This window comes from Aureimonas endophytica, assembly GCF_014642635.1.
Lineage (GTDB): Bacteria > Pseudomonadota > Alphaproteobacteria > Rhizobiales > Rhizobiaceae > Plantimonas > Plantimonas endophytica.
This window is the reverse complement of the sequence record NZ_BMIQ01000003.1, coordinates 209,257-222,776: the sequence shown is the minus strand read 5'-3', so window position 1 is coordinate 222,776 and position 13,520 is coordinate 209,257. Positions and strand designations below refer to the sequence as shown.

Sequence of the window (13,520 nt, the reverse complement as noted above, 5' to 3'; positions counted from 1 at the left end):
AAATGGAACTGGTGTCAGAGGCGATGCCCGGCCGCGACGACCTTTCGAAGAAAGGTCTGGGTACGCTCCTGCCGGGGGTTCTTGAATATCTCCTCGGGCGCCCCCTCCTCGACAATCCGGCCGCGATCAAAGAAGAGGACGCGGTCGGCGAAGTCATGGGCGAAACCCATCTCGTGGGTAACGAGAAGCATTGTCATGTCCGTCTCGCGGGCGAGCATGTGCATGACGTTCAGCACCTCCTCGACCAGCTCCGGGTCGAGCGCCGATGTGACTTCGTCGAACAGCATGATCTTTGGGCTGAGAGCCAACGCACGAGCGATCGCCACCCGCTGCTTCTGGCCGCCGGAAAGCTGGGCAGGCATCGCATCGACCTTGGCCGACAGGCCCACCATGTCGAGGAGCTCCATCGCGCGACGTTTGGCGTCCGCCGGCTTCACGCCTTGCGTCAGGACCGGAGCGAGGCAGACGTTCTCGCAGACGGACTTGTGCGGAAAGAGATTGAAGTGCTGGAAGACCATGCCGATCTTCTCGCGCATCCTATGGAGATGTCGCTCATCCGCCGGCACCAGCGCATCGCCCTGGCGCTTGTGGAACAGCGGTTCACCATCGACCAGCACGAGGCCGTCCGTCGGCGTCTCCAGCGTCATCAGGAGGCGCAGGATCGTCGTCTTGCCCGAACCGGACGGGCCGATCAAGGCCAGCTTCTCGCCAGGCGCGACGTCGAACGAGAGCTTGTCGAGCACCGTCAGCTCGCCGAAGCGTTTGGATACGTCCTGGATTCGGATGATCGGAGCGATCACGGCGTCCCCTTCTGGGTTCCGTTCGATGCACCGACGATGATGCTCAACCTAAATCATGTCAATTTAGAAAATAATCTCATGACAATTATGCGTGCATTGACGATTACCGCAGCATGCCGTGCCTAGATGGCAAGCAGAAGCGGCTCTGGATCGCTACGGATCAGATTGCTCATGATCCGAAGTCCCGAACGCAACTCCTCTTCGGTCGTCGATCCCAACGAGATACGCACCGCAGGCTGCTCCGTCGCTCCCGTCTGGAACGATCTGCCAGGCGCAATGGCAACACCCCTTAGGCGCGCTTGTGCGACGAGCAGATCCTCCGCCGCTCGGCTCTCCAGCGGGATCCAGGCATGCAGGGCTTGCGCGTGGGATCGATAGGGGATGCCCACCAGCATCTCGGCGGCTACCGCCTGGCGCCGGCGCAATGCGCCACGCTGCCAGCGCACGAGTTCGATCGCGGTGCCGTCTGCCACCCAACGCGTTGCGATCTCGGCGATCAGCGGCGTCGCGATCCAGTTGGTCACAAGGTGGCGGTTGGTCACTGCGGCTAACATCCGGTCGGGCACGGCAAGATAGCCGGTGCGCAGGCCAGGCATCACGATCTTCGTGAAGCTAGTCACGTAGAGCGTTCGCTCCGGTGCGAACGCGGCGAGCGGCGGAGGACGATCCTCCACCAGGGGGCCGAGCCCGTCGTTTTCGATGATCGCGAGGTCGTGCGCTTGGGCCACCGCTGCGATCGCCTCGCGCCGTCCCACGCTCATAACCGCCGCGGTCGGATTGATCCCCGAGGGCTGGACGAACACCGCCCGCACCCCCTCGGTGCGGCACAACGCGTCGAGGGCGTCCGGCACGATCCCGTCGTCGTCGATCTCGACCGCGGCGAGCTTCAGCCCGAGATAGGCGGCCAGCGGCGTCAGCGTATGATGCCCGATCGCCTCGGTCGCCACTACGGCGCCGGTCTGCACCACACTCATAAGCGCGATCGTCATGCCCGCCGTGGCACCGTTCGTTAGACAGACGTTTTGTGGCGAGACGTCTAGCCCGCACAGCCGCAGCCAGTCCGACGCGACCGCTCTGTGTCGGGGAAAGATCACGTTCGGCCGGAACGACAGGGCGACGCTCGGCGGCAGGTCGCTCGAGAGATCGGCAAGCGCCAACTTCATCCGGTCGAGATGCATCGTCTCGCACACCGGCTTCAGGATCGACAGGTCGATAACCTCGCCGAACCGCTCGGGAATATAGGGAAGTTGGCCGACCGGCTCCTCGCGCCGGACAAAGGTTCCACGCCCCGTCTCGCCGGACAGGAGACCGCGCCGGATGAGTTCCTCATAGGCGCGACTCACGGTCTGGACCGATACGTTCAGGCTGTCGGCAAGAACCCGATGCGGCGGCAGGCGCGTTCCATCCGCCAGCCGACCGTCGGAGATAGCCCGATTGATCTGGTCGGCCAGCGACAGGTAGACGGGACGCTTCAGGGCAGTCTGATCGATGAACCACATTGTCATGAATGCACGTTTCCTGAAATCATGACATTCGACAAGAGGACGTCGCATTGTTGGCGTCCGCAACAAATTTTTTTCGGGCAGCCATGCACCAGCTTGATGCAATCGACGTCAAAATCCTGGCCGAGATCCAGCGCGAAGGCCGGATTGCCAAGACAGCGCTCGCCGAACGCGTCGGCCTGTCCGCGACCCCATGCTGGATGCGGCTGAAGCGGCTGGAAAAAGCGGGAATTGTCGCGGGCTACCACGCCCGGATCGACTGGCGGCTGGTGGCTCCGATCACCACGGTGATCGTGGAGGTCACGCTCGGCGGCCATCGGCAGGCGGATTTCGACCGATTCGAACGCGCGATGCGGACGGAACCTGAGGTCGTGTCATGCTGGTCGACAGGAGGCGGAGTCGATTACGTGCTGAAGGTCGTGGCGCGGGACGTCGAAGCCTATCAGCGGTTGGTCGACGGATGGCTGGAACGCGAGATCGGTATCCAGCGCTACTTCACCTACGTCGTGACCAAGGTCGTAAAGGACGGCATCGATCCGCCAGCGGACCTCTTCGCTGTCGGCCGGACATCGGACGAGAGGAATCCTCCTTCGCCGGTGGCGTAAAAAGAGGGCCCGTCTCTGCGTCCTGTCCGTTTCGGACTGATCCTCCGGCGTCTCGGGGCTAACTTCGGGGCGCACCCGAGGGAGGTCCCGATGAACGCACACCCGGCCCGCAGCCGCTTGCACGAGACTCTCGAGCGCCTTGCCGACCCTCGCCTCCTGCGGCAAGATGCCTTCGTCGGTGGGGGCTGGATGCCGAGCAAGGCGGGCGAACGCTTCGCGGTCACCGATCCGGCGGACGGGACGACCGTCGCCCATGTCGCTTTGCTCGGAGCTGACGAGACCACTCGGGCCATCAACGCTGCACACGCCGCTTTTCCGGCCTGGGCCGGCCTCCTGCCGCAGCAACGCTCGACCGTCTTGATGCGCTGGAACGAGGCTATCATCGCCATGCGGGAGGACCTCGCGCTGCTGATGACCCTCGAACAGGGCAAGCCGCTCGCCGAGGCACGGAGCGAGATCGACTACGCCGCGTCCTTCGTCGCCTTCTACGCGGAAGAAGCGAAGCGCGTCGGCGTCGAGGGCGTCGCCTCGCATCTGCCGGGCGCCGACTTGCGGCTCACGCGCCGCCCGGTCGGCGTCGCAGGCCTCGTCACGCCCTGGAACTTCCCGTCCGCGATGCTGACGCGAAAAGCGGCCGCCGCGCTGGCCGCTGGTTGCACAGTGGTCGCCCACCCCTCTGCGCATACGCCGCTGTCGGCGCTGGCGCTCGCCGAACTCGCCAGCCGCGCGGGCTTCGCCCCGGGTGTCTTCAACGTGGTGACCGGCAATGCTGCCACGATCGTCGGGCGGCTGTGCGAGGACGCGCGCGTGCGCGCCCTCAGCTTCACCGGATCGACCGAGGTCGGCCGACTGATAGCGGCGCAGTGCGCGCCGACGGTCAAGCGGCTGGTGATGGAACTCGGCGGCCACGCGCCCCTGATCGTCTTCGCCGATGCCGAGATCGACCGCGCCGTGGAGATCGCCGTCGATGCGAAGTTCGCAACGTCCGGCCAGGACTGCCTCGCCGCCAACCGCATCTTCATCGAGCGTCCGGTATACGATGCATTCGCCATCGCCTTCACCGAGCGAACGAAGGCCCTCGCCGTGGCATCGGGGCTTCACGAGGGAGCCCAGATCGGACCCCTGATGCACGAGCGGGCGGTCGCCAAATGCGAAGCGCACGTTGCCGACGCGCTGGCCAAGGGCGCGCGCCTCCTGTGCGGCGGCAGGCGCCATCCGGCCGGTCCGCTCTTCTTCCAGCCGACGGTTCTAGCTGACGTGCCGCCGGATGCCGCGATCATGCACGAGGAGACCTTCGGGCCGGTGGCGGCGCTCGCGCCGTTCGACGCGGAAGTGGAGGTCCTCGCCCGCGCCAACGATACCGAATACGGCCTCGTCGCCTATCTCATCACGCGGGACGGCGCCCGCGCGTCACGCATGAGCGCCGCTCTCGACTACGGCATGGTCGCCGTGAATCGCGTGAAGATCACTGGCGCCCCGATCCCGTTCGGCGGCACCAAGCAGTCAGGCCTCGGGCGCGAGGGCTCGCGCCATGGCCTAGAAGCCTTCACCGACATTCAGTACGTCTGCCTAGACCGCGGCTGACCCCATTCACCTTCCAAGGAGAGCCGCGATGCTCGACCATTCCAACGACCTGACCGCTTTCGACCGCGACCACTTCTTCCATCCTTCGACGCATATGGGCATGCATGCGAGGGGCGAAACGCCGACCCGCGTCATCACGAGCGCCGAAGGCTGCACGATCGTCGATCGCAACGGGCGGGAAAGCCTCGACGCTTTCGCCGGCCTCTACTGCGTCAATGTCGGTTACGGACGCAAGGAGATTGCGGAAGCGATCGCCGAGCAGGCCCGGAAGCTCCCCTACTACCACGCCTATGTTGGGCACGGCTCGGAGCCTTCGATCCGGCTTGCGAAGATGATCGTCGACCGAGCGCCGGCGGGCATGAGCCGCGTCTACTTTGGCCTCTCCGGTTCGGACGCCAACGAGACCAACATCAAGCTCGTCTGGTACGCCAACAACATTCTCGGGCGACCGGAGAAGAAGAAAATCATCTCGCGCTGGCGCGGCTATCACGGCTCGGGTGTGATGACCGGCTCGCTCACGGGCCTGAAGCTGTTTCACAACGCCTTCGACCTCCCGCGTGCCCCGATCTTGCATACTGAAGCGCCCTACTATTTCCGCCGCCCTGACCGCTCCATGAGCGAGGAACAGTTCTCCCAGTTCTGTGCCGACAAGCTGGAGGAAATGATCCTTGCGGAGGGTCCCGAGACGGTAGCGGCTATGATCGGCGAGCCGGTGCTCGGCACGGGCGGCATCGTGCCTCCACCGGCCGGCTACTGGGACAAGATTGAGACCGTTCTCGCTCGCTACGACGTGATGCTAATCGCTGACGAGGTCGTCACGGGCTTCGGGCGGCTTGGCACGATGTTTGGCTCCGACCATTACGGCATGAAGCCGGACCTCATCACCATCGCCAAAGGTCTGACCTCGGCCTATGCGCCGCTCTCCGGGACCATCGTCTCGGAAAAGCTCTGGAACATCCTCGTTCGGGGATCCGACGAACTCGGTCCTATCGGCCACGGCTGGACATATTCAGCCCATCCGCTTTGTGCCGCCGCCGGGGTCGCCAACCTCGACCTCATCGACGAACTGGATCTGCTGGGCAATGTGCGCGAGGTCGGCGCCCATTTCCGCTCGAGCCTTGAAGCTGCGCTCGGCCATCATCGCTACGTCGGCGAAGTGCGGGGCGAAGGATTGCTGGCCGCAGTGGAGTTCGTCGCCGACCGAGACGACCGGCGCTTCTTCGAACCGTCCGTAAAGATCGGTCCCCGCATCTCCGCCGCGCTTCTGGAGCGGGGCGTCATTGCCCGTGCTATGCCCGAAGGCGACATACTCGGCTTCGCACCCCCCTTCTGCCTCACTCGGAAGGAAGCCGACACCATCGTCCAGAAGACCGCGGAGGCCGTTGCAGCCGTAATGGCAGAGATTTCCTGAGAGCTGCCCAAGACATCCGTTAACGCTGCGCTGGAGATCCGCATCTTAAAATGCGGATCTCCAGCGCCAGAGGAAGGTTTGCTTTCTCGGGCAGTCGCTCACGAGGAGACCGTCAGGTTTCCATGCGTCCGGTTGTCAGGACGGCCGCCGCTGTAGCCCGCACGCGGCCGCTCTGGATTGACGTTCTGTGCCCGAGGCGAGCATTAAACCTCGATGTCCTCAGAGAGCGTCAGCGCATCTTCGACATCGACACCGAGATAGCGCACCGTGCTTTCGATCTTGGTGTGGCTAAGCAGGATCTGGACAGTCCGAAGGTTGCTAGTTGCCTTCTAGATGATGGAAGCTTTCGTCCGGCACGGCGAATGCGTGCCGTGTCCTCCTTCCGCAGACCGATTGCCGTCACCCACTCATTGACGAGGCGGGCATACTGCCGCGTGCTGAGATGGGTTGAGTGATCGATGCGGCTTGGGAAAGCATAATCATCGATCGTTCCGTTACGTCTCTCGACCAAGCAAGTAGGCTTGAACGTGCTGCCTCCAAAAGCTCGAACTGCACGGGTCGCTTCGTCCTACGCTGCACCACGATGGTACATGCTCGAATGCGTCCACCCGAAACAAGGTCGCCGATCTTCACCTTCACGACGTCACAGCCACGCAGCGTGCTGTTGATGGCGAAATCAAACAACGCTCTGTCGCGCAGGCGCCCTTCATGGTCGAGCCAGACGCGTATCGCACAGACATGTTCTGGCTTCGACGCTCGCTTCTCGCCGAAGACGCGCCCTGCGTTCCAGGCTCTTCCCGTCCTCGTTGCCGGATCAAATGTCGAACGTCCCATCGTCGTTCTCCCAGCGCCGACATGGCCGATGGGACTGTGCGACTGAGCGAACGATGCGTGAGGTGAGATTGAAAGCCGGGCCGATAGCGGTCCGTCCGCTATGGAGAAGGAAGGCCGAAAGCGGACCTTCCGTTGTCGACCTAACCAAGCTGTTCCGCGTCAAAATTCTGCGGTTCGAAAGCTGACCTTCAGGACAGCCGCTAGCCTCTCGGCGACCTTCAAGCGATCTCGACGTCGCCTTTTTCACTCTGGCCCGCCAGCTTTCCGGCAAGGCCGCGCATCACGCCGCGAATATGGTCGCACAGGAGACGCACGCGCTTCGTCTGCCGCGTGTCGGCGTGGGTCAGGAGCCAGATGTCGCCGACGTGGGCGATCGGGACTCCTGGCACGCGGATGAGATCCGGATCGGCATCGCCGAGGAAGCACGGCAGATGCGTGATCCCCATGCCGGCACGAGCCGCTTCGAACTGCGATCGCATCTCCGCGAAGCGGATCGGTGTCGCCGCCATCTGAAGCCCTGCTCCCGGTTGCCAACCCGAAGGCGCCATCTCGTCAGCTCCCAGCAGCCATGCGGCTGCGGGTGCACCGTCCTCCAACAGACTACGATGGACGTAGTAGCCTGTGTGGAACGCGCCGAGCCGCGTGCCATAGAGGTTGTCGGGCGGGGACTTGTCGCCGACGACGACGCGTAAGGCGATGTCCGCCTCTCGGTTGCCGAGATTCGCGACCGCACCTGAGCCGATGATTTCCAGAGCGATGTCGGGATAGGCTGCGCGGAACGTCGCCAGCGTCGGCATCAGCAGATCGGTCGCAAACGAGACAGGAAGCGTCAGCCGCAGGGGGCCGGACACGCTCTGGTCCCGCCCGAAGATTCTGGCCTCCAACTGTGACGACGCCTTCGACATCTGCCGGGCCAGATCGACAACATCGGCACCCGCATCCGTCAGTCTGTATCCAGTCGACGGCTTATCGAAAAGCTTGGTCTCGAGCCGTTCCTCCAGGCGGCCGATGCCGCGGATGATCGTGGCGTGGTTGACGCCGAGCGCGTCGGCGGCCGCTCGGACGGTGCCACCCTCGGCGACGGCCAGGAACATGCGAAGCTCGTCCCAATGATCCATGGTGCGTTTTCTCACGAGCAATGTGCGTTCTTCGCCAGTTTTCCCGCGACCAAACTTCCCGCAAAGCAGGCGTGTGGGCGTCTGGCGTGCAGTATCGCACAGCGCTCCCCAACGGGACAAACGAACGGGAATTCCATGGGCAAGCTCGACAGCAAGGTCGCCATCGTGACGGGGGGCGCCAGCGGCATCGGCTTTGCGATCGCCGAACGCTTCCTTGCGGAAGGAGCGACGGTCTACATCACCGGGCGCCGACATGCCGAACTCGAAGCGGCGGGCACGCAGCTCGGCGAGAAGGCAAAGGTCGTTCAGGGCGACGTCGCCGACCTCGGCAGCCTCGACCACTTATTCGAGACCGTTCGGCAGGCGGAGGGACGGCTCGACGTCGTGGTTGCCAACGCCGGCGTGATTGCATCCAGCCCGTTCGAGACCGCCTCGGAAGAGCATTTCGACCGCATGTTCGACATCAACGTGAAGGGCACGTACTTCACGTTGCAGAAGGCGCTGCCGCTCATGCGTGATGGCGGATCGATCGTCCTCGTGTCGTCATGCCTTTCCACCAAGGGCATGGCCGGTCACAGCGTCTATAACGCCACCAAGGCGGCGGTCCGGTCGCTCGTGCGCACCGCGGCGGCCGAACTCGTGGCACGGGGCATTCGCGTGAACACCCTGAGCCCCGGTCCGGTCGACACGCCCATCATCGAGCGACAGGTCGGATCACCGGAAGCAGCAGCGGAATTCCGCAGGCAGGCAGCCTCGCACGTGCCGCTCGGCCGCATCGGCCGTCCTGAGGAACTCGCGGCCGCGGCGCTCTTCCTGGCATCCGGCGAAAGCAGCTTCTCGACGGGAACGGACCTCGTCGTCGATGGCGGCATGACACAGCTATGAGGGGGAACGCCATGAAGAACCTGGAAGGCAAGACGGTCGTCGTGACCGGGGCCTCAAAGGGGATCGGTGCTGCAATCGCCAAAGGACTGGCAGCGCGGGGAGCCCGCGTGGTCGTGAACTACGCTTCCAGCCGCGAGGGTGCCGACGACGTCGTGGCGGCGATCACGCCCGATGGCGGCGAGGCGATCGCCGTGCAGGCAAGCGTTGCGAACGGCGAGGATGTGAAGCGCCTGTTCGCTCAGGCAATGTCCGCATACCGCTCGCTCGACATTCTCGTAAACAACGCGGCCGTCTATGGTCCGACGCCGCTCGGCGGCATTACACCGGACGAGTTCCACCGGCACTTCGACATCAACGTGCTTGGCGTCATCCAAACGATCCAAGAGGCAGCCCTGCACTTCGGGCCAGCGGGCAACAGCGTCATCAACATCGGCTCGATCGATAGCGTGCGCGCGGTCCGGGGCATGGCGGTCTACTCGGCCACGAAGGGTGCGCTCGACTGCTTGACGCGGGCGTTCGCCGCTGAGCTCGGGTCCCGCCGCATCCGCGTCAACACGCTTGCGCCTGGAGGTACCCACACCGAGGGCATCGAGAGCGCGGGCTTCATCGGCAGCCCGTTTGAAGGCGACATGGTTGGCCGGACGCCGCTCGGACGGCTTGGGCAACCCGCGGACATCGCCCGGGCGGTCGCGTTCCTTGCGTCCGACGACGCCGCGTGGATCACTGGCGATCGCATGGTGGCTTCGGGCGGGTTCTACTGCTGACGTTTAATTTCGCACCATGCAGCATACGGCGATGTCCGCTTCTGTATCGCAACTGCCAAAGGCGGACCCGCAGGAATCCACTCAACTCGGTTGCAAATCCGCTGGTGGGATTGATCGGATTGGTGACGGTCGCTTTATCGACGACACGATCGGAAGCTGGCTCTCCAGCAAACCCGATCCATGGCGCCTGTCGGCCATGGATAAGTTTGTCTGAATTGTTCGATATGCAGGCCGACATCGCGCGCGACCTTGGACGACGCTTTCTCAGCCGTGACGACCGCCAGTTCGAGCTTCTGGCCCAGCGCCAAGCACGCACGATCATCGTGGCTCAAGCCGAAAGGCTTGGTGACATCGAACATGCCCCCGCGCGCACCGCGAGACCGAAATCGAGAGCATGGACTTCTAATCTGAGGGCGCGAACCAGTTTCTCCGCCTCTTCCAAGCTCATTCCAGTCTGGCAGAGCTTTGAGATCGTCTCCTGGACGGTCAGTGCGGAAACCGCAGCTCCATGCTAAATCCATCTCTCGATCTTCGTCGCGCCTTTTTCGGCAACCGCATAGGCCAGAATGGCCGGGGGATCGATCACAAGCTGTCACGTGTCCGACGCTTCGCTCGGAGATGTGATGTGCTCGTTCTCACGCGCAGCTTCAGCTCGTTTCTCCTGGAGGAACTCCTCGACGACACTGACGCCAGGCTTCCGGTATCGTTTCTACGAGCCGAACTTGTCAGACGTCGTCATATCACCTGCGCCGAGGCCATGGCATCGCGCGACAAGCGCTGGGTCGAAGTCGCCGGCGTCGTTCTCGTCCGGCAGCGCCCCGGCTCGGCGAAGGGTGTCATGTTCATCACGATCGAGGACGAGACGGGCGTTGCGAACCTCGTCGTCTGGACGAAGGTGTTCGAGGCCAACCGCCGGACAGTGCTCGGCGCCGGCATGATGGGCGTCAAAGGGCGGATCCAGCGGGAAGGGGAGGTCGTGCATCTCATCGCCCATGCCCTGACGGACCTGTCGAAGGAGTTCGCAAGCGTGGCGCGACGCGGAAAGGCTGAAGGCGTTGTCGATGCAACGATCTCAACCGGAATGGCGCCGCCAAGGATGCCGCCCGCCGAGACGATGTCGGACCCATACGGCCACGTCGTGGACGAGATCCGCGTGAAAACGCGAGACTTTCGATAAACCGCTCCGTGTCCTAGCCGACCCGGGTCGGCAGCATAGTCTGACGGCTCACGACCACTCCGACGTTCAAATCCATTTTCGCAAGCCGACCATTGTGCCTAACAGGCTTGCAGAACGTGCCCTCTGATGGGGCGCGTACACCCGCGTGCCTGGAATGCAATTCAGTTGACCGCGTTTCTTACATCTACCGCCACGTCCCGCAGGCTGACGGCTCCCTTCGCAATGACCTTCACCGCACTTTGGAGCTTCTGCCGATCCTGCGGCGTCAACGCTCTCGCGGATAGGACGATCACCGGAATGTCCCGTCCGCCGGGGCGTTCGCGTAAGGAATGCAGGAACGTAAACCCGTCCATCACCGGCATGGTGAGGTCGAGGAGGATCACGCGCGGCGGCGCGATGGCGACCTTATCGAGCGCTTCCTGTCCATTACCTGCTTCCGCGACCGTCCAGCCGTCCCGTTCCAGCGCGTGCCGCACGCGATCCCGCGCATCCTGGTCGTCGTCGACGACGAGAACATCACCAGCCTCGTCGCGGAAGCGGTCCATCACCTGCCGGAATTCCTCCCAGCGGACAGGTTTCGGGACATAGTCGACAGCACCGAGTGAGGAAGCCAGCGAGCGTTCGTTGACGAGCGTTACCATGACCACCGGAATAGCGGCCAGATCCGGGTCCGCCTTCAAGCGCGACAGGACGGTCCATCCGTCCATCCCTGGCATCATCACGTCGAGGAGAATGGCCCGGGGGCGCATCTCCTTCGCCATCGCCAGACCCGTTTCGCCGTCGCCTGCCGTCAGCGTGGCGAAGCCCTCGCGAGCGAGAAAACGGGTCATGAGTTCGCGCTGCGCCGGGTCGTCGTCGACGACAAGGACAGCCTTACCGGGCTCGACCTCCATGTCGGCGGGTGGCTGCGCGGCGATGGAGGGCACCTCCGCCGGAGCGGAGGCCGGCTCGGCGTAGACCACCGGCAGCCGCAAGGTGAAGGTGCTTCCTTCGTTCTGCCGGCTTTCTACCGTGACCTCGCCACCGAGCATGGCGCTGAAGGCTTTCGTCAGGGCCAATCCGAGCCCGGTGCCGCCAAAGCGTCGGGTGGTCGAGGCATCGGCCTGACTAAAGCGTTGGAACAGGCGTTCGAGCTGTTCCGGCGACATGCCGATGCCGGTGTCCGAGACGCGAAAAAGCGCCATCTCCCCCTGCCGCGTCATCGTCAGCGTGATCTTGCCATCCTGGGTGAACTTGGCGGCGTTGCTGAGAAGATTTAGGAGGATCTGGCGCAGCTTGGTGATGTCCGTGTTCATCGACCCGGCGTCAGCCGCGATTTCGAGGACGAGCCGGTTTCCCTTCTTTTCCGCCAGGGTCTTTGCCGTTGCCACGACGTCCTCGACGACATTCGCAACGTCGAAGGTCTCGGCATAGACATCCATTTTCCCGCTCTCAACCTTCGATAGGTCGAGGACGTCATTGATCAGTCCGAGAAGATGCCGTGCATTGCCCTCGATTTTCTTGATGTCGACCGTCAGATCCTCGGCGGCAGCCCCGTCCTCGACTTCTTCCAGCAGCAGTTCGGCATAACCGATGATGGCCGACAGCGGCGTTCGCAGTTCATGGCTCATGTTGGCGAGAAACTGGCTCTTCGCCTGACTCGCCTCCTCAGCATCGTCGCGGGCTTCGCGCAGCGCGGTCTCATAGGCGTGTCGCTCTGTGACGTCCTCGTGGACTCCCACCCATTCGCGGATGGTACCATTCGGATCGCGTACCGGAATCGTCTGCACATGATAGTGCCGCCATATGCCGTCGGACGAGCGCAGGCGTTGGTCAGCGATGTAGGGAGTGCCCGTCCGTACCGCCTCCGCCCAGCCTTTCTCGATGATCGAACGATCGTCCGGATGAGCGGCTGCCAGCCAACCGTCACCGCGATACTCGTCGAAGGCCTGACCGGTGATTGCCTCCCAGCCCGGCTGCTCCTCGATGAAGTTCCCGTTTACATCTGCCGTCCACATCACACCGCGGACGGCCTGCACTGCGGAACGAAAGCGAGCCTCGCTAACATGCAGGCGGCGTTGCGTCCGTCGCTGGTCCAGTGAGCCAGCCATCATCGCCAGAAAGAGAATGACGAAAGTCACACCCGCCACGGAGAGAGCAAGGTTCGCTTGATTGGCGCCGAGGACAGTGGCATGCGCCGGTTGAGCACCTGCCGCTTGGGCTGTGAAAGTTGCTGCCGCCATGCCTGTATAATGCATGCCGGCAACCGCCAACCCCATGACGCAGGCGGCGAGTAGCTTCTGCCAAACGTTGTTTTGGCGGAAGGCCAACCATAAAGCCGCGGTTGCGGCGGTCACCGCAATCGCGACCGACACTGCGACGATCGCCGGGTCGTAAGCAAAGTTGCCCGCTACCCTCATCGCCGCCATTCCGGTGTAATGCATTGCCGCAACGCCGACACCCATCAGCGGGCCGGCAACGAGCAGCGAACCTATGCCCGTCCCTTTCGCGGCGACCCACGCGAAGGCGCCGGCCGTCACGCCAACTGCGATGACGAGCGAAAGCAGCGTAATTTTAAGATCGTATGCCGCTGGCAGGCCCATCTCGAAAGCGAGCATGCCGACGAAATGCATCGCCCAAATGCCACCGCCCATGGCAATTGCTGCCCCTGCAATCCAAGACCAACGCGGACCCTCGGTCGCTCGCCTGACCCTGGCGCCAAGATCCAGCGCGGCATAGGACGCAAAGACAGCAATCGCAATTGATAGGAGGACAAGTGCCGGATTGTAGCCGGTATGGACCATGGGACCGCAGCGAAAAGCCGAGCCCACACCCTATGCGAGGCTCACTGAACGCCGAAT

At 63.5% G+C, this 13,520-nt stretch carries 12 protein-coding genes and 1 pseudogene; 8 read left to right on the top strand and 5 right to left on the bottom strand.

Going from position 1 to position 13,520, the window contains the following annotated elements:
- Positions 1–14: 14 nt before the first annotated feature.
- The gene (gene ehuA, locus IEY14_RS11225) at positions 15–800 is read right to left on the bottom strand and encodes an ectoine/hydroxyectoine ABC transporter ATP-binding protein EhuA (protein ID WP_280515039.1); all 786 of its coding nucleotides are present in this window, start codon (positions 798–800) and stop codon (positions 15–17) included.
- Positions 801–922: 122 nt separating this feature from the next.
- The gene (gene ehuR, locus IEY14_RS11220; RefSeq protein ID WP_188908450.1) at positions 923–2,305 is read right to left on the bottom strand and encodes a MocR-like ectoine utilization transcription factor EhuR; all 1,383 of its coding nucleotides are present in this window, start codon (positions 2,303–2,305) and stop codon (positions 923–925) included.
- An 83-nt stretch (positions 2,306–2,388) separates the two neighbouring features.
- On the opposite strand from ehuR, the gene IEY14_RS11215 reads away from it, so the two are divergent.
- The 3 genes from IEY14_RS11215 (at position 2,389) to IEY14_RS11205 (ending at position 5,902) form a co-directional block, all read left to right on the top strand.
- Positions 2,389–2,907: an Lrp/AsnC family transcriptional regulator gene (locus IEY14_RS11215; RefSeq protein WP_188909225.1), complete on the top strand. Its 519-nt coding sequence runs from the start codon at positions 2,389–2,391 to the stop codon at positions 2,905–2,907.
- 90 nt (positions 2,908–2,997) lie between these two features.
- The gene (locus IEY14_RS11210) at positions 2,998–4,491 is read left to right on the top strand and encodes an NAD-dependent succinate-semialdehyde dehydrogenase (protein WP_188908448.1); all 1,494 of its coding nucleotides are present in this window, start codon (positions 2,998–3,000) and stop codon (positions 4,489–4,491) included.
- 28 nt (positions 4,492–4,519) lie between these two features.
- Positions 4,520–5,902 (top strand): aspartate aminotransferase family protein, encoded by a 1,383-nt coding sequence (locus tag IEY14_RS11205; protein ID WP_188908446.1) that lies wholly within the window; start codon positions 4,520–4,522, stop codon positions 5,900–5,902.
- Positions 5,903–6,105: 203 nt separating this feature from the next.
- Here the strand turns inward: IEY14_RS11205 and IEY14_RS11200 are convergent.
- A pseudogene (locus IEY14_RS11200) lies at positions 6,106–6,736 on the bottom strand (tyrosine-type recombinase/integrase).
- A 218-nt stretch (positions 6,737–6,954) separates the two neighbouring features.
- Entirely contained in the window at positions 6,955–7,854 is a 900-nt protein-coding gene (locus IEY14_RS11195; RefSeq protein WP_188908443.1) for a LysR family transcriptional regulator, read from the bottom strand.
- 135 nt (positions 7,855–7,989) lie between these two features.
- On the opposite strand from IEY14_RS11195, the gene IEY14_RS11190 reads away from it, so the two are divergent.
- The 5 genes from IEY14_RS11190 (at position 7,990) to IEY14_RS11170 (ending at position 10,680) form a co-directional block, all read left to right on the top strand.
- Positions 7,990–8,739, top strand: coding sequence for an SDR family NAD(P)-dependent oxidoreductase (locus tag IEY14_RS11190; RefSeq protein WP_188908442.1), 750 nt, complete (start codon positions 7,990–7,992; stop codon positions 8,737–8,739).
- Positions 8,740–8,750: 11 nt separating this feature from the next.
- Positions 8,751–9,503, top strand: coding sequence for an SDR family NAD(P)-dependent oxidoreductase (locus IEY14_RS11185; protein WP_188908441.1), 753 nt, complete (start codon positions 8,751–8,753; stop codon positions 9,501–9,503).
- A gap of 16 nt (positions 9,504–9,519) precedes the next feature.
- Positions 9,520–9,717 (top strand): hypothetical protein, encoded by a 198-nt coding sequence (locus tag IEY14_RS11180; protein ID WP_188908440.1) that lies wholly within the window; start codon positions 9,520–9,522, stop codon positions 9,715–9,717.
- A 1-nt stretch (position 9,718) separates the two neighbouring features.
- Positions 9,719–10,018, top strand: coding sequence for a hypothetical protein (locus IEY14_RS11175; RefSeq protein WP_210318363.1), 300 nt, complete (start codon positions 9,719–9,721; stop codon positions 10,016–10,018).
- 110 nt (positions 10,019–10,128) lie between these two features.
- Complete coding sequence (locus tag IEY14_RS11170; RefSeq protein WP_244639443.1) at positions 10,129–10,680, top strand: OB-fold nucleic acid binding domain-containing protein; 552 nt, start codon at positions 10,129–10,131, stop codon at positions 10,678–10,680.
- 161 nt (positions 10,681–10,841) lie between these two features.
- On the opposite strand, the gene IEY14_RS11165 is transcribed toward IEY14_RS11170, so the two are convergent.
- A complete protein-coding gene (locus tag IEY14_RS11165; RefSeq protein ID WP_373288966.1) occupies positions 10,842–13,490 on the bottom strand; it encodes an MHYT domain-containing protein in 2,649 nt (882 codons plus the stop codon).
- Positions 13,491–13,520 lie beyond the last annotated feature (30 nt).